This window comes from Nocardia sp. NPDC051756 (assembly GCF_040681495.1).
In the GTDB taxonomy this organism is placed as follows: Bacteria; Actinomycetota; Actinomycetes; order Mycobacteriales; family Mycobacteriaceae; genus Nocardia.
In genome coordinates this window covers 372,000-394,238 of the sequence record NZ_JBFAYV010000008.1, presented here as the reverse complement: position 1 = coordinate 394,238, position 22,239 = coordinate 372,000, and the positions used below count along the sequence as shown (strand labels likewise).

General features: G+C 63.5%; 19 protein-coding genes. 7 read left to right on the top strand and 12 right to left on the bottom strand.

Going from position 1 to position 22,239, the window contains the following annotated elements:
* Positions 1–69: 69 nt before the first annotated feature.
* Both AB0M22_RS34495 and AB0M22_RS34490 read left to right on the top strand, forming a co-directional pair.
* Positions 70–960, top strand: coding sequence for a helix-turn-helix transcriptional regulator (locus AB0M22_RS34495; protein WP_364735850.1), 891 nt, complete (start codon positions 70–72; stop codon positions 958–960).
* A gap of 51 nt (positions 961–1,011) precedes the next feature.
* Positions 1,012–2,508, top strand: coding sequence for a benzoate-CoA ligase family protein (locus AB0M22_RS34490; RefSeq protein WP_364735848.1), 1,497 nt, complete (start codon positions 1,012–1,014; stop codon positions 2,506–2,508).
* Here AB0M22_RS34490 and AB0M22_RS34485 read toward each other — a convergent pair.
* The 8 genes from AB0M22_RS34485 to AB0M22_RS34450 are packed head-to-tail and all read right to left on the bottom strand — an operon-like array spanning position 2,492 to position 10,880.
* Entirely contained in the window at positions 2,492–2,884 is a 393-nt protein-coding gene (locus AB0M22_RS34485) for a nuclear transport factor 2 family protein (protein ID WP_364735846.1), read from the bottom strand. The genes AB0M22_RS34490 and AB0M22_RS34485 overlap by 17 nt on opposite strands.
* A complete protein-coding gene (locus AB0M22_RS34480; RefSeq protein WP_364735844.1) occupies positions 2,859–4,484 on the bottom strand; it encodes a phenylalanine aminomutase (D-beta-phenylalanine forming) in 1,626 nt (541 codons plus the stop codon). Before AB0M22_RS34480 ends, AB0M22_RS34485 begins: the two co-directional genes overlap by 26 nt.
* A gap of 37 nt (positions 4,485–4,521) precedes the next feature.
* Positions 4,522–5,745, bottom strand: coding sequence for a cytochrome P450 (locus AB0M22_RS34475; RefSeq protein ID WP_364735842.1), 1,224 nt, complete (start codon positions 5,743–5,745; stop codon positions 4,522–4,524).
* A complete protein-coding gene (locus AB0M22_RS34470; protein ID WP_364735840.1) occupies positions 5,742–7,145 on the bottom strand; it encodes an FAD-binding oxidoreductase in 1,404 nt (467 codons plus the stop codon). The genes AB0M22_RS34475 and AB0M22_RS34470 overlap by 4 nt, the downstream gene beginning before the upstream one ends.
* A complete protein-coding gene (locus AB0M22_RS34465; protein WP_364735838.1) occupies positions 7,142–8,158 on the bottom strand; it encodes an acyltransferase domain-containing protein in 1,017 nt (338 codons plus the stop codon). Before AB0M22_RS34465 ends, AB0M22_RS34470 begins: the two co-directional genes overlap by 4 nt.
* Positions 8,155–8,397, bottom strand: a complete 243-nt coding sequence (locus AB0M22_RS34460; RefSeq protein WP_364735836.1) for an acyl carrier protein — start codon at positions 8,395–8,397, stop codon at positions 8,155–8,157. The genes AB0M22_RS34465 and AB0M22_RS34460 overlap by 4 nt, the downstream gene beginning before the upstream one ends.
* Before the next feature lie 27 nt (positions 8,398–8,424).
* Complete coding sequence (locus AB0M22_RS34455) at positions 8,425–9,627, bottom strand: beta-ketoacyl synthase N-terminal-like domain-containing protein (RefSeq protein WP_364735833.1); 1,203 nt, start codon at positions 9,625–9,627, stop codon at positions 8,425–8,427.
* Positions 9,624–10,880 (bottom strand): beta-ketoacyl-[acyl-carrier-protein] synthase family protein, encoded by a 1,257-nt coding sequence (locus tag AB0M22_RS34450; protein ID WP_364735831.1) that lies wholly within the window; start codon positions 10,878–10,880, stop codon positions 9,624–9,626. The genes AB0M22_RS34455 and AB0M22_RS34450 overlap by 4 nt, the downstream gene beginning before the upstream one ends.
* 146 nt (positions 10,881–11,026) lie before the next feature.
* On the opposite strand from AB0M22_RS34450, the gene AB0M22_RS34445 reads away from it, so the two are divergent.
* The 4 genes from AB0M22_RS34445 (at position 11,027) to AB0M22_RS34430 (ending at position 13,575) form a co-directional block, all read left to right on the top strand.
* Positions 11,027–11,779, top strand: a complete 753-nt coding sequence (locus tag AB0M22_RS34445) for an SDR family NAD(P)-dependent oxidoreductase (protein ID WP_364735829.1) — start codon at positions 11,027–11,029, stop codon at positions 11,777–11,779.
* 23 nt (positions 11,780–11,802) lie between these two features.
* A complete protein-coding gene (locus tag AB0M22_RS34440; RefSeq protein ID WP_364735827.1) occupies positions 11,803–12,471 on the top strand; it encodes a class I SAM-dependent methyltransferase in 669 nt (222 codons plus the stop codon).
* Entirely contained in the window at positions 12,468–12,920 is a 453-nt protein-coding gene (locus tag AB0M22_RS34435; RefSeq protein ID WP_364735825.1) for a nuclear transport factor 2 family protein, read from the top strand. The genes AB0M22_RS34440 and AB0M22_RS34435 overlap by 4 nt, the downstream gene beginning before the upstream one ends.
* 184 nt (positions 12,921–13,104) lie before the next feature.
* On the top strand, positions 13,105–13,575 hold the full coding sequence (locus tag AB0M22_RS34430) for a VOC family protein (protein ID WP_364735823.1): 471 nt from the start codon (positions 13,105–13,107) through the stop codon (positions 13,573–13,575).
* Between the two features lie 46 nt (positions 13,576–13,621).
* Here the strand turns inward: AB0M22_RS34430 and AB0M22_RS34425 are convergent, their stop codons facing one another.
* Together AB0M22_RS34425 and AB0M22_RS34420 are read right to left on the bottom strand one after the other, a co-directional pair.
* On the bottom strand, positions 13,622–14,029 hold the full coding sequence (locus tag AB0M22_RS34425; protein ID WP_364735820.1) for a MerR family transcriptional regulator: 408 nt from the start codon (positions 14,027–14,029) through the stop codon (positions 13,622–13,624).
* A 1-nt stretch (position 14,030) separates the two neighbouring features.
* Positions 14,031–15,548 (bottom strand): SulP family inorganic anion transporter, encoded by a 1,518-nt coding sequence (locus tag AB0M22_RS34420; RefSeq protein WP_364735818.1) that lies wholly within the window; start codon positions 15,546–15,548, stop codon positions 14,031–14,033.
* A 505-nt stretch (positions 15,549–16,053) separates the two neighbouring features.
* On the opposite strand from AB0M22_RS34420, the gene AB0M22_RS34415 reads away from it, so the two are divergent.
* Positions 16,054–17,553 carry a SulP family inorganic anion transporter gene (locus AB0M22_RS34415; protein ID WP_364735816.1) on the top strand — a complete coding sequence of 500 codons (1,500 nt, stop codon included), beginning with the start codon at positions 16,054–16,056 and terminating at the stop codon, positions 17,551–17,553.
* An 80-nt stretch (positions 17,554–17,633) separates the two neighbouring features.
* Here AB0M22_RS34415 and AB0M22_RS34410 read toward each other — a convergent pair whose 3' ends face one another.
* A complete protein-coding gene (locus AB0M22_RS34410) occupies positions 17,634–18,542 on the bottom strand; it encodes a pyridoxal-phosphate dependent enzyme (protein WP_364735814.1) in 909 nt (302 codons plus the stop codon).
* Entirely contained in the window at positions 18,532–22,239 is a 3,708-nt protein-coding gene (locus tag AB0M22_RS34405; protein WP_364735812.1) for an AMP-binding protein, read from the bottom strand. The genes AB0M22_RS34410 and AB0M22_RS34405 overlap by 11 nt, the downstream gene beginning before the upstream one ends.

The window sequence follows — 22,239 nt, the reverse complement described above, 5'->3', positions numbered from 1 at the left end:
GCAACAAAATGTCTACTTGTGGTCAAAGTCGTCGCCCGCCGTTAAGCTCCCCTCGGTATGGACGCCGCAATGACCTTCGCCAGCCCGGTGGTCGGAGACGTGTATCGGTATATCCGTGACGAGCGCAGGGTGCCGACGACCACGATTCCTATGTCGGTCGACCACCGAGCGGAGGATGTCGAAAAAGCGTTGGCGTTCTTGCGTTTTCACCGTTTGATCGACGACTCTCGCGATACGGTCGGCACGGTTCGGCCAACGAGCCCTCTGCTCGCGCTCGGACGGCTGGTGCTACTGGGTTTGAGGGATGACGTTTCCGATGTCCGGTTGCCCAGTCTGCTTGGCGCGGAGCCGGTTACGCACGTGATCCAGCACGCAGTGCTGCAGTCGGTTACTCAGCACCTCGCTGTGAGCGTGGACAGCTTCACACTTTTGACCGAAGCGGCGGTGACCATGGCCGAGCGCAACGTGACGGTATTCCACGCCCGGCCCCTGCTGGGTTCCAGTCAGGCGGTGCGAACGATCGTCGAATACGCTCAGCTGAAAGGGTTTCCGGTCGCCAGTGTGTGGTGCCGCCTGTACGTCTCCGCGCGGGAGAACGCTGAACTGCAGCGGTGGTTGCGCGAACAGCAGGTGCCTATGGTTGTGCACCCTACCTCGGACGTACGAGGCATAGCGATCGACGACGGTCGCCTGGGCGTGCTGCATCATGATCTCGAGGGTGTGGTGGTGCGCACCGACTGCGAGAGCGCCGTGTCGGCGACAGCGTGGACGCGCCCGGCATCTCGCCGCTTACGAGTTCTTCGTGGCATGACCGACGGAAGCACAGACGAGGAACTCGCCGCGCGACTGAATGTGAGCGTCAAGACCATTCGCCGGGATGTCACCCGAGTGCGGGAGCTGTTGGATGCTCCGACCCGGACCCACCTCATCGCAACAGCGCGTTTGCTACATCTGGTGTGACCTCGATCGAGTTTCGAAGACCTCTCGAACCCGGTGTCGGGTACTGGTGGAGTGAATGCGATCTCAGGCAACGCAGCACCATTGGTCACCATCGTCGATCGGGTTGTGGCCCAGGGGGCGGGCGATCGTCCCGCTATCTGGACCGATGACGGGCCGGTCAGCTACATCCAATTGATGCGGCTGATCCGGATAGCGGCGTGGCGACTGCAGGCGCTGGGGCTGCGGCGCGAGGACCGTATTCTGGTGGAGCTGGACGATTCGGTCGAGTTGGTGGCGACGTTTCTGGGTGCGATTCGGATCGGAGCAGTTCCGGTACTGCTTAACCCGTGGGCCGGCCTGGCGGAGTACGCGCTCGAGCACAGTCGCGCTCGCGCCTGGGTGACCGATCGCCGCGACGTGTCCGCAGACTGCGAAATCCTCACCGGCGAAGAGCTGGTGGCTGCACCGCCCGACGGTCTCGGGACACAGATCACGCCGATCGACATCGATGGCGAAGACGTCGCCTTCTGGCTCTACAGTTCGGGTTCTACCGGCCGACCCAAGGCCGTGGTACACCTTCATCGTGACGTAGCGGGTAGCTGCGAGGGCTACGCGGACAAGGTGCTCGGCGTGCGGGTCGACGATGTGTTCTTCTCCACCGCGAAGCTGTTCCACGCGTACGGCCTCGGCGGTGGGTTGCTGTTCCCGCTGTGGCACGGCGCATCGATGGTCTATCTAAGGGGCAAGCCAGGCCCTGAAGGTATCGCGCGCACCATTGAGAAGTTTCGTCCGACGGTATTGTTCTCAGTACCCGCGCTCTACCACGCTGTGCTTCGGCATGTGAACGGCGAGAGCGACTTCGGGTCCTTGCGGCTGTGCGTCTCTGCTGCCGAACCGTTGACCGCCTTGGTCTGGGAACGGTGGCGCGACGAGTTCGGAATGGAGATTCTCGACGGCATCGGATCGACGGAGATGCTGCATATCTACTGCAGCAATCGGCCGGGCGACGTAGTTGCCGGTTCAGCGGGTCGCCCAGTACCCGGCTACGAACTCGAACTGCGGCCATACCCGGGCGCTCCGGAGCTGTCGGGCGAATTGTGGGTGCGCGGCCCCAGTACCTTCGACGGTTACTGGAAGAACCAGGACGCCACCCGGGAATCGTTCTGCGGGAATTGGTTTCGCACCGGCGACTGTGTACGGGTCGAGGATGGCCGCTACTGGTATCTGGGTCGACTCGATGACCTGATGAAGATCGGTGGGCTGTGGGTCTCGGCGCATGTGATCGAGGCCGACCTGATGGGCCACCCCGACGTCAGCGAGGTAGCGGTAGTCGCGTCGAGTGCGGGCCCGACGAACAGAATCAAGGCATACGCGGTACCCGCCCGCCCGGTGACCGACAGCGAACGAGCCGAACTGATCGCCGAGCTGCGCCGGTGGTGCGCCGAACGGCTACGGGCGGAGCAGGTTCCGCACGTGTTCGAGTTGGTCGAGTCGCTACCGAAGACGCCGGGCGGGAAGGTCCAGCGATTCGCGCTGCGTGATCGCGAAACCCCTACGAAGGTAAGGTGATTCGGGTTACGTGAATGGACCGGATCTGGCCGTCTGTCACTGTCAGTGAGAACCGGAATTCACCGGTGGTGTCCGCGGCGCCGTTGACGCCACGCTGGGACTGGTGGGCAACCACCAGCACGGCCGAGCCGATCGGGTGAACCACGATGTCGGACAAGTCGAAAGCATCGTTGCGCACGGTGCCACTGCGATACTTGTCGAGCCATTGGCCTCTGGTCCGCAACCAGCCCATAGGGCCGATACCCACGAACTCCTCGGCCAGCAGGTCGCCGAGTGCGGCCGTATCACCGGCCAGCTCGGCGCTGCGCCACTGCTCGATCAGATCGAGCAGATCGAGCAGTGGTTGGGGGTCAGACATGTTGGTCGACGAGGTCATTCGGATACTCCTCTTCGTCGTCGGCCAGACCGGCGAAATCGCCTGCCTCACTGCTGAGCAGGAAATCGGTGATGGCCTCGAGATGATCGGTGAGGGTGATGTCACGGTCGAGATAGGGGACGATTCGGCGCACGCGCTCGTAGAGCGGCCTGGTCCATGAGCTCAGCCCGTCGGCGCCCCGGATATCGGCGGCCTGACAGGCACACAGCAGCTCGAACGCGATGACGTAGGCGGTGTTGCGCAGAATCTCTCGAGCGCGCCGCGCGCCGACGAAGCCGAAGGACACGATGTCCTGGAAGTCGGCGGTCGTGGTCAGCGATTGGATCGAGATCGGCACGGTGAGGGCGCGCGTCTCGGCGGTCACCGAGGCGGTCATGAACTGCCCACCCATAAGGCCGAGCCGAAGGCCGGGATTCTCCCGGCACAGAAACGGCGGCAGGCCGTTGCTGTTGGACTGGTCGAGGAACCGATCCACGCGACGGTTCGCCAGATTCGTGACCGTGGTCAGGGCAATGCTCAGATGGTCCATTGCCATGGCGATGTATTGGCCGTGGAAGTGCCCGTTGTGGAAAGCCTCGCCGACATCGGGCAGCACGATCGGGTTGTCGCTGGTGGAATTCAGCTCATTTTCGATGGTTGTTCCGATCCAGTCCAGGCTGTCTATCACGGGCCCGAGGATCTGCGGCGTGCAGCGAATGGAGTAGGCGTCTTCGATCGCCATCTTGTCAGCGCTTGCGCCGTTGGTCGAATCGTCGTCGCGTCGGGCAGCGAGGATGGCCTCGATGTCGCGTTCTGCACGAGCCAGGCCGGAGTCGCGCAGACCGCGGTAGATGAGATCGGCGGCGCGCGCCTGTCCCCGATGAGGTTTGACCGAATGCACCTGTGGGTGGAAGGGATCGACGATGCCCGCCAAACCCTCGATCGACAATGCGGAGACCACATGATAGAGCTCGATCAACCGCCGAGCCGACTGATAGGTCAACAGCGCGATCCCGACCATGCCGGCGGTGCCGTTGATCATCGCCAGGCCCTCTTTGTAACTGAGTCGGGCCGGGCTGATCCCGGCCCGGCGCAGCGCTTCGCCGCCGTCGAGGAGCTCACCTCGGTAGCGAGCCTTCCACTGCCCGATGCTGACCATCGCGATGTAGGCCAGCGGACCGAGATCGCCGCTGGTGCCCAGCGATCCCTTCTCCGGGATACACGGCAAGATGTCGGCGTTGATCATGGCCAGATAGATCTGCAGATTCTCGGGCTGAATCGCTGAGTTGCCCAGCGACAGAGACACGACCCGGGCGATCATGATGGCGCGAGTGGTGTCCTCGTCGAGGTAGGCGCCGACGTTCGTGGCGACCGCCCTGATGAGGTTCTCCTGCAGTTGCTGTGCGTCCTCGGCGGGCACGAAGCGGTCGGCGAAACCGCCGACGCTGGTGGTCACGCCATAGATGATGCGGCCATCGGAGACGAATTTGTCCAGCAGGGCGCGGGAGTCGGCGACTCGGCGCCAGGATTGTTCGTCCAGATCTATCGGTCTTCTATCGCAGGCGGCCTCGGCCACCTGACCGAGGGTGACGCGTTCATCTAGCCGGATGGTTAGTCCCATTGTTCGAGCCTTTCTTCGACTGATGTTCGGGGCTGGGTCACCAGGTGACGGGGAGGGCGCGGGGCCCGCGCACCTGTAGGCCCGAGTTCCATTCCAGTTCGGTCTCCGGCACCGCCAGCGCTAACGCGGGGAAGGCCGAGAGCAGTTCTGCCAGAGCGACATTGAGTTCCATGCGAGCCAGCTGCGCGCCGAGACATCGGTGCGCGCCGTGCCCGAAGGTGAGGTGGCGGTTGTTCTGCGGGCGATCCAGTCGTATGGAAAGCGGATCGGCGAACTCGGCCGGGTCGGTGTTGGCTGCGATGGTGGGAGCGATGACGACCTCTCCTGCGGCGACGGTCACCGCAGGCTCGATGTCTGTGCTGAAGGTGATCGGCGCGGCCGTGACCCGGGCGCGGAACCCGCCCGCGCCCAGCGGGATGACCCGGAGCAATTCCTCGACCGCGGGTCCGATGCGGTGCCGACCGGCCGCCAACCACTGCCAGGCACCGGGGATCATCGACAGGGTGTACACGGAGTTAGTGAGCTGACCGGCCGTCGTCTCGAAACCTGCGACCAGCAGATCGGTAGCCAGGGCGACCACCTCGCGACGCGAAAGCAGTCCGGCTTGTGCATGTTTGACGAGAACACCGATCAGGTCGTCGCTCGGCTGCTCGACACGTTGCTCGACGAGGTGATCGAAGTACTCATCGAGTTCGCGGGCGGCTTTTTCCACCTGTGCAGGGGTATAAGAGGTCGATGACAGCATGGCCTCGCTCCAGCGCCGGAACCCGTCGCGATCGGCGCGCGGCACGCCGAGCAGATCACCGATAACTATTGCCGAGAGACGCTGGGCGAATTGTTCGACCAGATCCGCAGATTCGGCCCGGCGCAAATCGGCGATCAGTTCACGAGCCGCCTGTTCGGTCGCCGGACGCAGGGCCTCGACCCGACGTGCGGTGAACCAGCCTGCCACCAGGCCCCGTAGCCGACCGTGCTCAGGCTCATCCAGCGACATAAGTAGTCCTTCGGCACACGCGCGGGACAAAATACGGGGTGTGTCCGGGTCCGAGGTCGCGGCCCGGCGGCAATCCGGTGAGATGAATACGGCGCGGATGTCGCGGTATCGGGTGAGCAGCCAGGCATGACCCGCGAACGGCAGTCGAACGCGGACAATCGGTGTGCGCGTCCGCCATTGGGCGAAAGCGGGTTCCACGGCCAGCCGATCCGGCTGTGTGACCGGGAAGTCGCACAGCGGGATCGATCGGCCGGTGGCCGGGGTCATCGCCCGGCTGCCGCGCCGGTTGGAGTGGCGGGCAGGATGTTCGGATTGAGCCGGAAGAGGTTATCAGGGTCGTAGGTCGCCTTGATCTCCCGCAGCCGTTGATATTTGGTCTGTCCATAGGAGTCGGCGGTGCGGTCGTCTTCCTCGGGGTTCATGAAGTTGACGTAGCCGCCGGACAGGAAGCCGGAGATGTCGGCGTAGCCTTCGCGGGCCCAAGAGATGTGGGTCGCGTCTTGGGCCGGATCGTTCCAGGCTGCTGCGAAGCTGAGGACGTAGGGCAGGTCACGGTTGTGGTAGGCCGTGGCTTCCGAAGGCACCCGCGCGACGGCGCCACCGAGGTAGAGCAGTTCGAGCTGGGAGAACGGCGAGGTGATCTGTGCGCCGTAGTGCAGGACTTTGTCGAGCAGTTCGTCGGGTAGTGCCGCGGCGTATCCGCTCTTTGTGCAGATGCGTTCGGGCACAACGGCTCCGGGAAAGGCGTAGGCCTGCACGCCGCGGTACGGCAGGGTCGCCTTGGTGACGCCATGACACGGCGCCACTGCGATGATCTCGTCGATAGCCGCCTCACCGTCTATGGGTGCGCCCACCCAGCAGGCCATCGAGCAGAGCACCGGTTTGCCCCACAGCTCTTTGGGGATCTCCGGCAGCGGCGGCGCCAGTCGCAGATAGAAGACCCAGGTGAGTTCATCTGGCGCCGAGGGCATCCGCTCTCGCCAGGATGTCAGCACGTGCCGGGCATCGTCCAAGGTGAAGTATCCGCTGAAGAAGCGGATCGGTCCTACGCGGTGGAGCCCGAACTCGAATTCGGTGACGATTCCGAAATTGCCGCCGCCACCGCGCAGACCCCAGAACAAATCGGGGTTTTGCACCGGGCTGGCTGTGACGTGCTCTCCGGTGGCCAACACGACATGCGCCGAGTTCAGGTTGTCGATCGACAAACCGTGTTTGCGGCTCAACCAACCGAACCCGCCGCCGAGCACGAGGCCACCCAGGCCGGTATGGGAGACGACGCCAGCGGGTGCGGCGAGCATGTAGGCCTGGGTCGCGGTGTCGAACGCCCCCAGCAGGCAGCCACCTTGCGCGCGAGCGATCTGGGCATCGGGGTCGACGGTAACGGCGGACATCAAGCGCAGGTCGATGACCAGACCATCATCACAGGTGGAATGACCGGCCATGGAGTGTCCGCCGCAGCGCACCGCCACCGGCACCTCCGCGTCGCGGGCCCAGTTCACCGCGGCCTGCACGTCGGCGACGGTGGTGGCCTTGGCGATGGCGAGTGGATAGCGATCGATCATGCCGTTCCAGATACGTCGGGCACGGTCGTAGCCGGTATCGCCGGGCCGGATGACCGGCCCGGCCATTCGGTCCACCAATGCTTGCAGGTCTGCGGTGGAGTTCATCGATCAGTCCTTCCGGCGCGATGAGTCGATAGTGAGGTGCTGAGGCGGTCCAGCGCGGCCGTCAGCGATGCGATATCAGCCCCTGGCGCCAATCGCCTCGGGGGAAGTACTGCCACGCAACGGCTTTCACCGGAGGCGACGGCCGATGTGCGGCGCGCCAGCGCCGACAACGACTGGCCAGGACCGGTCTCGACGAGGGTGCATGGTCCGGCGGCGAGGACCGCGCGCAGCGCGGGACCGAACAAGACGGGCTTGGCCGGTTGGGTCAGCCAGAACTCGGGGTCGATGGCATGGTGGAGGTCCAGCGGGCCACCGAGATAACCCGAATACATCGGTAACTGCGGGCCGCGCAATTGTGCGGACAGACCCGGACGATGCCCATCAGCCACCTCTCCACTCGGGACCTGATTCATCAGCGGACTGTGAAATGGTTGCAGCGCATTGACTTCCGCACAGGTCACCGCCTCGGCAAGGAACCGCTGCCGTGCCGCCCGCAGTTCTTCGCGTCCGCCGCATACCAGGACCTGGCGCGGGCCGTTGACCGCACCGATGACCACGTCGTCGAGCCCGCTCAGGCGTTCCCGTACCGAGTCGGGATCCGCGGCCACGGCGAGCATGCCGCCCGCCGGCGCGTGCCGATAGTGGCGCACGAAATCGGCCAGCAGGGCCAATGCGTCAGCGAAGTCGAATATTTCGGCGACCGTAGCGGCGGCAATCTCTCCCACGCTGTGTCCCAGCACGGCGTCTGGGTACACGCCTGCGGCCATCAGGGTGCGTGCCAGCGCGTAATTCACCGATAGCAGCAGCGGTTGCGCGCGGGTGATGTCATGAAACAACGGTCCAGGGTCCGATTGGAGCCATACCTTGCGCAGTGCCGGGTCGTCCAGGACGGTGAAGGCCTTGTCCATGGTGGTGGTGAACGCCTCGTTCTCGCCGTACAGGTCGGCGGCCATCCGAGGGTGCTGTGCTCCTTGCCCAGGGAACAGGAACACTGTCCGCGGCCCAGCAGTCATGCTCGAGTACCGTTGACCCACTGGATAAGCTGCTCGGGAGTAGTCAGATCCCACAGCGTCTCATCAGGGACCACGATGCCGTGGTCACGTTTGAGTTGGGCACAGGTCTCCATCAGAGCCAGCGAGTCGAATCCGAGTTCGGCGAAGTCCTTGGACGCGAAATCGCCTTCCAGAGTGATGGATTCGTCCTCACCTGCGCTGGCGATCATGGCCTCACGGAGTTGTTCGGGAGTCAGCATGGGATTACCTTTCTCGTGCGTTCGAGGTCATTTCCGGATCACCAGCGCCGAGATGAAGCCGCCCGCGCCGCGGGCAAGCACCAGTGCCGTGGTCAACGGGGCGTCGCGGGCCTGCCCGCACACCAGGTCGATGGGTAGGTCGGTGGTCTGCACATGCACGGCAGGTGGAATCACGTTGTCCCGCAAGGCCAAGAGCGCAGATACCGCATCGAGGGGCCCGGCACCGGCCATCAGACGGCCGGTGCCGCTCTTGGGAGCCGCCACCGGCACCGCCTGAGGCCCGAAGATCTCGGCCAGGACGGTGGCTTCGGCGACATCGTCGGCACGAGTGCCTGCCGCGTCGGCGAACACCACGTCGATGTCTGTCGGGCACAACTCCGCCTCAGCGAGCGCCGAGTTGATGACCTGCCGCATCGGTCGGGTGTAGCCCGGATCGTTGCGCGGGTTGAATCCGGACGCGTAGCCAACGATGTGGCCATAAACATGTCCCAGTTCGACGGTGTCACCGGATTCCAGGACGAGCATCGCCCCGCCTTCACCCGGCGCGTAACCGTCCGCGGTGGCAGCGAAGGGCCGATAGCCCTCGGCCGGATTCCGTTGCGTCGTGAGGCCGCCGGACGCCTGGTGTGAGACCCAGCCCCAAGGATCGAAAGAGGATTCCATCCCGCCCGCGACGACCATCGAGCACCGGCCGCGGCGTATGTTGCGACGGGCGTGACCGAGCGCGTCCAGCCCTCCTGCCTGCTCGCCGACCAGGACCGCTCCGGGACCCCGAAGGCGATGCCGGATCGATATCTGGCCCGTGTTGACCGCGTAGAACCAGGCGAAACACTGGTAGACGCTGACACTTTCACGACCTTGGGTCCACAGCCGCTGCATCTCCCGATGCGAGAACTCGAATCCACCGGTCGCGTTAGAAGTGACTACCGAGCAGTCGAACGGATCGCGGTGGTCGAGGTCGACCTTGGAGTCGGCAAGCGCTCGCTCGGCCGCAATCAGCGCGAACTGGGTCACCCGGTCGGTCTGGGTGATCAGCCGCCCCGGAAGGTGTTCTTTGGCAACGAAATCCGGGATCACACCCGCGAGAGCCGTGTCATAGCGTTCGTCGAAATCATCGATCACACGGATGCCGGATTCGCCGAGACAGGTCCGGCGCCAGTATTCGTCGATCGTGAATCCGGTTGGTGCGATGACGTCGATACCCGTCACAACGCAATCGGTGGGACTCATGCGGTCACCTTTCGCAAAATCATCGCGCTCTGGAATCCGCCGAATCCGCTTCCAACAGTGAGAACCGTGTCCAGAGCCGCCTCGCGCGCGGTCAGCGGTACGTAGTCCAGATCGCAGCGAGGGTCGGGTTCATGCAGATTGGCGGTCGGTGGGATCAGCGAATCCCGCATCGCCAGAAGACAGGCGGCGATCTCGATGGAACCGATCGCGCCCAGCGAATGGCCGACCATCGACTTGATCGAGCTCACCGGCACCCGGAACGCATGCTCGCCGAGACTGCGCTTGATGGCCGCGGTCTCGTGCATGTCATTCTGTTTTGTTCCGGAACCGTGGGCGTTCACATAACCGACCGCCTCCACCGGGACGCTGGCTTCAGCCAGGGCCCGATCGATGGCGCGGGTCATTTCCTCGCCATCGGCCGACAGGCCGGTCATGTGGTAGGCGTTGCACGTCGATGCGTACCCGGCAACCTCTCCCAGGATCGGCGCGCCGCGGCGCTTGGCGTGCTCGAACTCTTCGAGGACCAGCATCGCGGCGCCTTCGGCAATGGCGAAACCGTTGCGGCGGCGATCGAAAGGCTTTGCCGCCGTTGCAGGATCGTCATTGTTGGGGGTTGTGGCGCGAATCGCGTCGAAGCATGCCACCGCGATCGGGGTGACCGGGGCGTCGGTCGCGCCGGCCAGCATGACGTCGGCCGCGCCTTCTTCGATCAACGTCGCGGCATGGCCGATCGAGTCGATACCGGAGGTGCAGCCGGCGGAGACAACGCTCACCGGCCCCTCGGCCGCCACGACCTGTGCCACTTCCCGGGCGATCGATCCGGGGGTGAAATAGTCGAACAGATGTGGTGATCGGTACTTCTGATCGACGAACCACTCGGCGCCTTCGTCGGAGAGCACCACGTACTCCTGCTCGATACTGGTGGCGGAGCCGACTGCGTTGCCGACCGTCACGCCCAAGCGGCCGTGGTCGATGTATTCGTTCAGTCCGGCTTGCTCGATCGCCCGACGCGCACACACCACGGCAAGCATGGATGCGCGGTCGAGCCGCCGCGCTTCCCGGTGGCTCAACCCCATCGCCAGTGGATCGAAATCGATCTCACCGGCGACCTGAGAACGGAACTGGCGAGGATCGAAGGCGGTGATCCGGCGGATCGCAGTCCGCCCCTCGGTGATCATGGCCCAAAAGCCCTCGGTGTCCACCGATCCCGGTGCCAGCACTGATAGTCCTGTAACTACGACTCGTCGACGCACATCGCACAGCCTGCGGCGGTGTGTTCGAAACCACTTCGAACTCGCATCGGAATCGCGCACGACGCAATCTCGAACAGCCTTCGAACTGGCGCGGGCACCGTGACCGGCACACCGTAGTCGACATGTTCGGAGGATTCATGGGTGGCGTGGCACTGGTCACCGGCGGCACCAGCGGTATCGGTTATGCCTGTGCGAAACAATTGCACGACAATGGTTTTCAGGTCATTATCACCGGTCGCGATCAAACCAAACTCGACAAGACACTGGCCGAGCAGCCGGGGCTAGCAGGTTACGTCAACAATGTGTGCGACCGAGCCGGCGTGCGTGAGCTGGTGGCGGCCGTAGCGAGTGAGCACGGACCGATCGAGGTGCTGGTCAACAACGCGGGTCGCGGTGGCGGCGGCCCCATCACCACAATCAGCGACGAGCTATGGCTCGACGTCATCGAGACCGATCTCAACAGCGTTTTTTGGGTGACCCGCGCCGTGCTGAGCGAATGCCCGAGTATTCGCAGCACTTCGGGGCGCATCATCAGCATTGCCTCCACCGCGGGTAAGCAAGGTGTTCCATTCGGCACCCCGTATTCCGCGGCCAAGGCGGGCGTCATCGGATTCACCAAGGCTCTGGCCAAAGAGCTCGCACCGACCGGCGCCACCGTCAACGCTGTGTGTCCCGGGTATGTCGAGACACCGATGGCGGTGTCGATCCGCGAGTCCTATTCGGCACTGCAGAGCATCTCCGAGGAAGAGGTCCTGGCGAACTTCGAAGCCAAGATCCCCCTCGGCCGCTACAGCACGCCGGAAGAAGTCGCGGCAATGGTCGCCTATCTGGCCGGCCCCGCCGCAGCATCGGTCACCGCACAGGCGCTCAACGTCTGCGGCGGACTCGGCATCTACTGACTCCTCGACACCGAAAGCGAGCCATGACCACATCGGCGACAACCGACTCCGGCCAGAGCTTCTACCGGGCCAACCGACTCAACGGATACGACCTCGTCACGGTCAATGCCGCCAACCGTCTGCTCTGGCGTTGTCCCCCAGAGCGTTTCGTTGAGCACTACAATCAGAACGTCTCCGGCCGTCACCTCGACGTCGGACCAGGTACCGGCTATTACCTCGATCATTGTCGATTCCCGGTCCCCGACCCGGCCATCACTTTGCTCGACCTCAACCCCGACCCACTCACATTCGTGGCAGGCCGCATCGCCCGCTATGCCCCGGCCACGGTGCGAGCCGACCTGCTGGGCGAGCTCCCGGCGATTCCGAACGCACCCTTCGACTCGATCGCGATCAACTACGTCCTGCACTGCCTGCCCGATCCGCCGACCGGTAAGCAGGAAGTCTTCGCGCGCCTGAAATCGCTGCTCACCGCGAACGGCGTCCTGTTCGGTAGCACCGTGGTCACCGGTGGCGCTCCGCAGACTCCGTTCTCCAACGCGTTCAACGCGCTGTATCAGCGGATGGGGGCCTTCCACAACCAAAACGACACCGTTGACATGCTGCACGGGGCGTTGCAACAGCACTTCGCCAACCACGTGCTCGAAATCCGTGGCAGCGTCGCCTTGTTCACCGCGCGGAGGCCCCTGCCATGACCAGCACCTTGACGGTCTCGGCGGAACTACACACCGAGGTCACGCTTTTCTACGCCCGGCATATGCGCGCCATGGACGAAGGGCGCGTCCAGGACTGGACCGCTGACTTCGCCGAGGACGGCGTGTTCGAGACCAACGCTCGGCTCGATCCTCAGATCGGGCGCGCAGCCATCGCGAACGGCGCTGGTGCCGCGGCGCAAAAACTGTTGACCGACAACGTCCTTCGTCGCCACTGCCTGACAACATTGGACATCCGGCATGGGCTTGACGAAGTGATACACGCCAGCAGTTACGCGATCATCGTGCGCACCCCGCCGGGGGGTCCTACAGCCGTCGAATTCCTGTGTACCTGTGACGACGAGCTGATTCATGTCAACGAGCAGTTGCTGATCCGCCGTCGCAGTGTCAAACGTGATGATCTGGTTTTTACCCCTACCGGCGGTCAGTAAGCTTCGTACCATCCGGTGAATGGTTCGGCGTCGTTCGAGGGGTTGCCCGCGTTGTGACGATCGCGCCGATCGTCACAGCCCGGACTTGTGCGGAGCACAGCGTTTCGCCTAGTCGATCGAGTCAACCGCGTCGCCTGCGGATAAAGAATTTCGGAATCGCCGCTGCGATCTGCATGCTGGGTTCATGATCGATCCCGCACCACCGCACGATGTTCCGTTCTATCACGTCTGCTTTGTTGTGCCCGACCTGGAAGCCGCGATGGCCGATCTTGCCGCAGCTGTCGGTTGCCGATGGCTCGAACCCTCGGATGGCCGATATGGCGACTCCGCCCTCCTCGCCACCTTCAGCCTGGGTGGTCCGCCCTATATCGAACTCGTCACCGCAGGCCCGGACAGCCCCTGGGACGCCAGTACGGGAGCGCGATTCGACCATCTCGGCTATTGGACGAATTCGCTGCCGACCACATCAAATCGATTGTTGCAGAACGGGTTTCCGGAGGAATTCACCGGTTGCCCGTTCGGGCGGCCGTTCACTGGCCACCACATCGCCAGCATCGGCGCGCGCATCGAACTGTTCGATACCGCTGCCCAGCCGTACTTCATCGACACCGTCGGCCACACCCAAGGACCCATGCCCGCGCTCGACGAACGCTGACCCGCAACTGCACCCGCGTCACCGCATCTGAGGGAGGTCGGTCCGGTCAGGGCAACGGTGTGGCGGTCCGGGCGGTGAGTAGCTCGGTCAACTCCTCGGCATAGCTCAGCTGCCGTCGCAGTCGCTCGGCGCTGTCGCGGGCTTTGTCTCGGCACTCGAGCAGATACGTCGCTGCGGAGATCCGCTGGTCGCTCGTAGTGGTTTCGTCGTCGAGCACGTCGACAGCGTCGAGGAGTTGTTTCATTTCCGCGAGGCTGAATCCGAGCGGTTTCATCCGCCTGATGACCAGCAGCCGAGACACATCGGCTTCGGTGTAGAGACGGAACCCACCGGCCGAGCGTGCCGAGGGCTGTACCAGGCCAAATTCGTCGTAGTGGCGAATCGTCTTCAGCGACAACTCGGTTCGCTCGGCTACCTGCCCGATTTGCAGGTAGCCGCCGGTATCGGTGCTCATATCAGTGCGCGCCGGCCAGATGCCCAGACAACCGGTCGTGACGGGCCTCCGATGCTGGGTTCAAGCCGATGATTTCCACGTGCTTGCCCTTGGCGGCGTACTTGGTGGTGATCGCGTCGAGGGTTGCCACTGTGGAGGCGTCCCAGATGTGAGTGTCGGACATATCGATCACGATATTGTCCGGATCACCGACGTAGTCGAATTGGTAGACCAGGTCATTGCTGGAGGCGAAGAACAACTCCCCCCGCACCTTGTACACACGGGTATCGGTATCCCCGTCGTGATCGGTGTCGGAGTCATGCACCTTTATCACCTCGGTGAAATGCGCGACGCGGTGCGCGAAGGCGACCATGGCGGTGAGGACACCGGCGATGACGCCGTAGGCGAGGTTGTGGGTGGCCACGGTGACGACGACGGTTACCGCCATGACGGTGGTTTCGGCGATCGGCATGCGCCGCAACGTCTTCGGCGCGATGGAGTGCCAGTCCATGGTGCCCACCGACACCATGATCATCACCGCGACCAGTGCCGCCATCGGGATCTGAGCGACCAGCCCGCCGAGGCCGACGACCAGGATCAGCAGGAACACCCCGGCCAGGAAGGTCGAGATGCGGGTACGGGCGCCGGAGACTTTCACGTTGATCATGGTCTGTCCGATCATCGCGCAGCCGCCCATGCCGCCGAAGAACCCGGTCACGATGTTGGCGACGCCTTGCCCCCAGCCCTCACGGGTCTTATTGGAATGAGAATCGGTGATGTCGTCGACCAGCTTCGCGGTCATCAACGACTCCAACAATCCGACCAGCGCCATCGCCAGCGCGTACGGGGCGATGATCTTCAAGGTCTCCAAAGTCAGTGGCACGTGCGGGATCAGCAGCGACGGCAGACTCGACGGAAGCTCGCCTTCGTCGCCGACATTGGGCACGTTCAACGCGAACGCCATCGTCACCGCCGTCAACGCCACGATCGCTACCAAAGGCGCAGGCACCGCCGTGGTCAGCTTCGGCAGCAACACCATCGCCACGAGCCCGACCGCCACCATCGGATACACCAGCCACGGCACCCCGATCAGATGCGGCAGCTGGGCCAAGAAGATCAGGATGGCCAGAGCGTTGACGAACCCGACCATCACACTGCGCGGAATGAACCGCATCAGTTTGGCCACCCCGGCCACGCTCAACACGATCTGCAACACCCCCGCCAAGAGCACCGTCGCGATCAGGTAATCCAGGCCGTGCTCGCGCACGACCGGCGCGATGACCAGCGCGACCGCACCGGTGGCCGCGGAGATCATGGCCCGGCGGCCGCCGACGACAGCGATGGTCACCGCCATGGTGAACGAGGCGAACAACCCCACCCGCGGGTCCACGCCCGCGATGATGGAGAACGAGATCGCCTCCGGGATCAACGCCAGCGCTACCACCAAACCGGCCAGTACCTCGACCCGCAGCTTTCTCGGGCTGCGCAGAGCATCCAGCACCGAGGAATCAGTATTGCGTCGCTCAGCAGTCGACACCATTCGAACTCCGTTCATGACACTTCGCGCACTGCGGCGCAGCCGCGCGGGCAGATGCTCGTCGGCGAAAGGAAGAGAGGAGGCAGTTGAGCCGAGCTTCGAGGACATCGGGTCCGTGGCAGGCCCGGCCACGCTGCCGGGAAGGCGATCAGCAATCGCTCAGCGACTCAAACCCTACCCTCCCGTAAGGGTAGAGTCGCAAATCCAACAGGCGGAGAGTGGTCTATCTCTCATCTGCTCGCGCGCATGATCCCTGCCGCATTAACGCTTCTCGATCTTGCGGGCTCCCCGCCGGGCTCGGCTAGCGTGGACACCACGTTCAGGTGAGAGCCACTTGCTCGCAAACTCACCGACCGGGCCGTCGAGCCCGCAGCGCCCTCCCGGCGGGCGATTCCCAGCCGAGGATCAACGGATATGTCGTCCGGTTCCCCCGAGCCTTCGTCGCCACCATGGCGACGGAGGCACACAGGACGCGCTCGAAGGAGCGCTGAACCGGAACGGACCACTCATGCCTTCCTCGCCGAAGCCCTTGCTGCGCAACCGCATTGCTCCGCCGACCTGGTGGTCTCCGCCAGTGGCCCGCACCGAGATCCTTGCGGGCCTGGTGGTCGCCTTGGCGCTGATCCCCGAGGCGATCTCGTTCTCCATCATCAGCGGGGTCGACCCGAAAGTCGGCCTCTACGCCTCGTTCACTATGGCGGTCGTGATCGCCCTCGCCGGTGGCCGACCGGCCATGATCTCCGCGGCCACCGGCTCGATCGCGCTGGTCGTCGCCCCACTCACCCGCGAACACGGACTCGGCTACCTGATCGCCACGGTCATCCTGGGTGGGCTGTTCCAGATCGTCCTGGGATGTCTCGGCGTGGCCAAGCTGATGCGGTTCGTGCCACGTAGCGTCATGGTCGGATTCGTCAACGCCCTTGCCATCCTCATCTTCCTCGCCCAGTTGCCCGAATTGATCGATGTGCCCTGGCCGGTCTACCCGCTGTTCGCGGGCGCGCTGATACTGCTGGTCGTCTTTCCGCGACTCACTAAAGCCGTTCCCGCACCGCTGGTTTCGATCGTCACCCTGACTGCTATCACTATCGCTGCTGGAATCGCGGTGCCGACGGTCGGGGACAAGGGCGCGTTGCCGTCCGCCCTGCCCGTGCCCGGTCTTCCGCATGTTCCGTTCACGACCGCGACCCTCGCGACGATCGCTCCCTTCGCCCTGGCGCTGGCAGTGGTCGGTTTGCTGGAATCGCTGATGACCGCGCAGCTGGTCGACGACATCACCGACACCCACTCCGACAAAACCCGCGAATCCATCGGCCAGGGCATCGCCAACATCGTCACCGGAATCTTCGGCGGCATGGGCGGCTGCGCGATGATCGGCCAAACCATGATCAACGTCAAAACCGCGGGCGCCCGCACCCGCCTGTCGACCTTCCTGGCCGGGATCTTCCTGATGATCCTGTGCATCGTGTTCGGGCCGTTGGTATCTCGCATACCGATGGCCGCCCTGGTCGCGGTGATGGTGCTCGTCGCCGTCGGCACCTTCGACTGGCACTCCATCGCCCCCCGGACACTCAAACGCTTGCCCATCGGAGAGACCGCCGTCATGATCGTCACCGTCATGGTCGTCGTCGCCACCGGCGACCTCGCGATCGGTGTCATCGTCGGAACCCTCTGCGCCATGGTAATTTTCGCCCGCAGAGTCGCCCACGTCGTCGATGTGAGCGGCAGCACCGATCCCGGCAGCGGCGAGGTCGTCTACGACGTCACCGGCGAACTGTTCTTCGCCTCCAGCAACGACCTCATCCACCAATTCGACTATGCGGGCGACCCCGACACTGTGATCATCGACCTCACCGACGCTCACATCTGGGACGCCTCCACCGTCGCCGCCCTTGACACCGTCACCGAGAAATATCGAACCCGCGGAAAGAACGTCGAAATCGTTGGGCTCAACCCCTACAGCGCGACCATGCACCGCCAACTCTCCGGAACCTTCACCAACGGTCACTAACACCGTCAGCCGGTAGTCCCGCATACCGCTGTCTGGTCCTGGCCAAGGCGTTCCCACGAATTGGGTAGCAGGTTGGGCCGTCAGGAAACTGGTTGCGCAAGATAAGTCTGCGCAGGCACACCTGCGGTGACGACGCAGACTGGAGCGGGTAGGTGGAGGCGGATCGCTCCTGCGACAGAGGCCGCGGCCGATATTTCCACCGGGCCGATGCGCTCGACCAGGAGTCGTTGTGCGTGGCGTACTTCGGTGTCAGAGACCTCGATCAGCTCGGCGCCGTGGGCCTGTGCGAGGTGAAAGCACTGTGCACCGGGTGTACATGCGCGAAGCGCGTCACACTGAGTGTCTGGCTGTGAAATCACTATGCGATGCCCGGCGGCGAGGGAACGCACCATGGAGTTCGCGCCCGCGGGTTCGACCCCGACGACCCGTACCGCCGTACCGTGACAGGCGGCCGCGATAAGAGTTCCTGCGAACAGGCCTCCGCCTCCCACTGGGACTACGATCGTCGCGGTGTTCGGGTGAGCTGTGAGGATTTCCGCGCCGACGGTGGCTTGGCCGGCAATGACATACTGATCGTCGTGGGAGGAGCAGTAATCGGCGCCCCATCGGTGCGCGAGCCTGCGGGCGAGCCTGTCTCTCTGTTCATTGTTGCCTTCGCTGTAGATGATTTCGCAGCCGCTGTCGACCAGTGATTTGATCTTCCGGTCGTCGGCGGCTGTAGTCACGACGACAGTCAAATGCCGTGTGTCGCGAGTTGCATTGAGCACCCATCGCAGGGCATGAGCGTGGTTGCCTGAGCTCGCTGTGACGATATGACGTCTGGTGGATGTGTTGGCAAGCCAGCTAGCTGCCCCACGAATTTTGAATGACCCGCTGGGTAGTGAGCGTTCGTCCTTGATCCATATTCCGAGGTCGGGTAGCCACGTCAATGGCGTTTCCGGTGCGTGGCGCCTGATGGCAGCAAGGGCAGCTTCGTGGTCAGGAATCACGGCCGCCGTCCTCCAGCCCGGTAATCCATTCGGCGGCGAGCATTGCTGCGGCGTACATGTCTGAGTTGGACAACGTATGTTTCCCTTCGATCGGCTCCGTGTGAACAGTCGTGAACTTTCGGATACCGAGGTCGACCGCGTTGTCCCAGCGAAGTTTGTCGCGGAGTGTCTGCAAGAGCAGAAGTTCGGGCAGACACGCGTCCATCCGGCTGGTGACCGAAAGAATATCGAGATCGGCGTGTAGGCGTGTCACTGAATCAGCAGCCGTCGTTCCGAGCACGGCGGCCGTCGTAACGGATCGGCCGGCGTATTTTCGGTGGTTGACGGGAATGCTCGGGTTGATACCTATGATTGCTCGCACACCAGCACGGTTTCGGAGTGCGTCAGCCGTGAGGCATGCGAGCAGAAAACCGACGCTGTATCCACACACGACGACCGTGCCCCCTCGCCGGACGGCGTATCGGGCGCATTCCATAACGTGGGCGTCTACCCAGGACGCGACAGAGCCGGTCCGGTCGTGAGGTTGTGGACGACGGGCCACAATGATGTCTGCCCGGCCCTCCATTGCTTGAGCGAGTGGTGCGAATGAGACCAGGTCACCGCCTGCTGGCGGAAAGCAAATGACCGTAGGGTTCTCGGGATCGTGTGTAGGCTCGCCGATCGGAATGAGAAGTCCTGGATTGTCGGGGCGGGGTGCCTTCGTGTGAGGTTGTCTGTCGGGTTGCTCTACCAGGTCGACGAGGGTGGTCATGCGGGGATCGTCAAACGCCTGAGGTGCTGCGTCGAGGATGTCGAGGCGCTCGAGTATCTCGATCACTGCCACCGAATCTGCGCCGAGGGCAAACAGATTCGCTTGTGGGTCAGTTACCCGGCTAGTCAGGATTTCGTCGACGACCCTTCGAACTCGCGGCCAAGACTGTCCGAGTCGGCCCGGCTTCGCGGCCTCAGATCCGACGGAAGTGTGCGGGAGACGACGGTCGGTCTTGCCGTTGGCGAGTCGAGAGATGTGTTCGACGGTCGCAATTCGGTGGGGTGTCGCGGCCGGGCTGATCTTTCCTTTCAGGAACTGCCGGAGAGCTTCGGTCGAGATGGTTGGATCGCGCAAAACAACTTGTGCGGAGACGATGCTGAAGTGTCCGTGGGGTTCGATTGTCGCAACGGCGTCGACAACCGCGGGGTGGCCTACGAGCGCCGATTCGACGGCTGCGAGGTCGACTCGTTCGCCGAGGACTTTGTGGTTGGCGTCGAGCCGGCCTGTGACACGTAGGCCAAAGCCGTCGTTCAGCCAATAGCCGGAGTCACCAGTGGCGTAGCTCCAGCGTGGCTGACCAGCGAGCATTCGGACAGCGAAACCAGCTGCGGCAGTGTGGTTTCCCAAGTATCCGGGAGTCACTCCGGAGCCAGAGATGACGATCTCGCCTTTGCACCCTTCCGGCAACTCAGCGCCATCCCGGCTGAGGATGTGTACGCCGGCGGCTGTTGATGGGTGGCCGACAGGAAGGCGGTCCAGAATTTGGATTCGGTCCTCAACTTCGAGGCAAGTGCTGGTCATTGTGGTCTCTGTTGGCCCGTATAGGTTGAATAGCCTGCTGTGACAATCGATCTGGTGCAGTCGACGGCAGTCGGCGCGGAACAGCGGTTCGCCCGCGACGCAGAGGACGTGGGGTGCTGGTGCATGCAGATGATCGAGCAGCAGCCTCAGCTGTGGCGGGATCAGTGCGAGTATCGCTGTTATCTGTTCCTGCTCGATTGTTTCGGCGATACCTCGACCGCTGAGGCGCAGCGGTTCGGGCAGGATCACGAGGGTGGCTCCCGAACGCAGGGGGACCAGAGTATCTCGGATCAAAGCGTCGAAGCCTGCCCCGGCTACTTGAAGGCATCGGTCCTCCGGTCCGATGGCGGTCGTGGTGACGACCGATTCCAAATAGTCCAGCACCCCGGAGATGGGCGCCGGTAACGCTTTCGGGGGGCCTGTGGATCCGGATGTGAAAGTGATGTAGGCGGTTCCCGAAGGGATCGGATGCGAGGATTCCCCTGCGGTGGTGTCGGTTTCATCGACACCCGACAGGACGCGCCGGGGCCCCGCAATGCGCGCGCAGGCCCCAGTCGTGCCGGAGAGTTTGCGTCGTTCGGGTTCGGACCAACCGCTTCGCGTCAATACTGCGATAGCACCGAGTCGGAACACGGCGAGCAGTGCGGCAACATAGTGAGGGCCGCGGCCTAGTTCGATGGTGACGGTGGTGCCTCGCGCAACACCTCGGGTTCGTAGTTGTGTAATCATCTCGTCGGTTGCGTTCACGAGATGTGTCCATGTCCAGCTCCCGTTGTCCCAGCGGACTGCGATGTCGTGCGGCCGATGTCGTGCCCATCTCAGGATCGGGGCGGAAATAGCTTCGGTGGAGAGGGGTTGTGGGATTGTCGGTGGCGCGAGATCTCGTGACGCCGTGAATGCGCGGCTGAGGAGGTCATCTTCCATCAGGTGTCTGAGTGCCTGGAGCCGACCAGGTTCGACGAGTGTGCGGTCGGCACGGAGGCAGACCTCGCTGGCGCCAGCTCCTATTCGGATCTCCAGCGACAAAGGGTAACGGGGTGTCAGCGAGTCGATGCAGGTGATGGCGACCGTTCCATCCGCCAGATGTAGAAAACGCCGCTGTGCTCGAAGCATTTGCGCGGAAACCCCGACTAGGGGGTTGTCCGCACCGCGCTTCGGCATGGATAACTCGTGGACGAGTTCATGCAACGGTAGGTCCCGGCGGTCGAGCGCATCCAAGAGCTCGTCGGCAACCCGGCGGCAAGCCGGACCGAATTTCTCGCGACGATTCTGGCGTCCCGGAACGACAACCGAGTTGATGAAAAAGCCGACGGTGGCCATCTCTGCGGGGGATCGTCGACTCGACATCGGGACAACCACCGGTATTTCCTCGCGATCGAATGCGAGGGAAAGCGCTCGAGTCCATGCATTCAGCCAGACGGCAAACCGAGTACATTTCGCGGCGTACGCATGCTCAGCAGCGGCTCCGTCGGTTTCATCGGCCACTTGCCACACCAACTGAGCGGTAGTTGTGTGACGGTTGACGGTGGACGGCAGCAGCGGTTCGATGGTCGAGCCATCGAATTTGCGAACGTACTCGTCGAGCCGTTTCCGATAGATGGGAGTCTCATGTGCATGCCAGCGTTTCGCAGCGTGCGCATAGTAGCTCGGCGGAGCTATCCTGGGCCTGAGCGGCTCGTTGTATTCCGCCCGGATACCTTCCAAGAGCAGCTCTATGGTGCTTGCGTCGATGGCGATGTGATGGAACGTCAGTTGACAGAGCAGCTCGTTTCCTAGGTGCCACCAGTGCACGCGCACAGGTGGATCCTGCGATAGATCGAAAGGCCGTTCGACTTCGGCTTGTGCGCGGTCGGCCAGGTCGATTGTGTTCAGCGTGACAACATTCGATTCGTGTTGTGCGGGCAGGCATTCTCGGACGATCCATCCGTCTGGACCACCGCGCTCGAATCTTCCACGCAGCGCATCGTGTGACGCGATGATGGCGGCTACGGCATCGCGAAAACGGTTGGTGTCGATCGACGGCGCGAGCCGGAGAAGCAAGGCGTAATTGAAGGCGGTGGAGCGGGGGTCGATGTTCTGAGCGATGCAGAGCCGCAGCTGCTCAGGCGTTGGACGAGTGACGCTCTCGCGCAAGCGATATCGCAT

Bases quoted from the DNA above. Each gene is read 5' to 3' on its own strand.
- AB0M22_RS34495 (WP_364735850.1), top strand. From the start codon at position 70: ATGACCTTCGCCAGCCCGGTGGTCGGAGACGTGTATCGGTATATCCGT.
- AB0M22_RS34485 (WP_364735846.1), bottom strand. From the start codon at position 2,884: ATGACCTCGTCGACCAACATGTCTGACCCCCAACCACTGCTCGATCTG.
- AB0M22_RS34480 (WP_364735844.1), bottom strand. From the start codon at position 4,484: ATGGGACTAACCATCCGGCTAGATGAACGCGTCACCCTCGGTCAGGTG.
- AB0M22_RS34475 (WP_364735842.1), bottom strand. From the start codon at position 5,745: ATGACCCCGGCCACCGGCCGATCGATCCCGCTGTGCGACTTCCCGGTC.
- AB0M22_RS34470 (WP_364735840.1), bottom strand. From the start codon at position 7,145: ATGAACTCCACCGCAGACCTGCAAGCATTGGTGGACCGAATGGCCGGG.
- AB0M22_RS34465 (WP_364735838.1), bottom strand. From the start codon at position 8,158: ATGACTGCTGGGCCGCGGACAGTGTTCCTGTTCCCTGGGCAAGGAGCA.
- AB0M22_RS34460 (WP_364735836.1), bottom strand. From the start codon at position 8,397: ATGCTGACTCCCGAACAACTCCGTGAGGCCATGATCGCCAGCGCAGGT.
- AB0M22_RS34455 (WP_364735833.1), bottom strand. From the start codon at position 9,627: ATGAGTCCCACCGATTGCGTTGTGACGGGTATCGACGTCATCGCACCA.
- AB0M22_RS34440 (WP_364735827.1), top strand. From the start codon at position 11,803: ATGACCACATCGGCGACAACCGACTCCGGCCAGAGCTTCTACCGGGCC.
- AB0M22_RS34435 (WP_364735825.1), top strand. From the start codon at position 12,468: ATGACCAGCACCTTGACGGTCTCGGCGGAACTACACACCGAGGTCACG.
- AB0M22_RS34430 (WP_364735823.1), top strand. From the start codon at position 13,105: ATGATCGATCCCGCACCACCGCACGATGTTCCGTTCTATCACGTCTGC.
- AB0M22_RS34425 (WP_364735820.1), bottom strand. From the start codon at position 14,029: ATGAGCACCGATACCGGCGGCTACCTGCAAATCGGGCAGGTAGCCGAG.
- AB0M22_RS34420 (WP_364735818.1), bottom strand. From the start codon at position 15,548: ATGGTGTCGACTGCTGAGCGACGCAATACTGATTCCTCGGTGCTGGAT.
- AB0M22_RS34415 (WP_364735816.1), top strand. From the start codon at position 16,054: ATGCCTTCCTCGCCGAAGCCCTTGCTGCGCAACCGCATTGCTCCGCCG.
- AB0M22_RS34405 (WP_364735812.1), bottom strand. From the start codon at position 22,239: ATGCGATATCGCTTGCGCGAGAGCGTCACTCGTCCAACGCCTGAGCAG.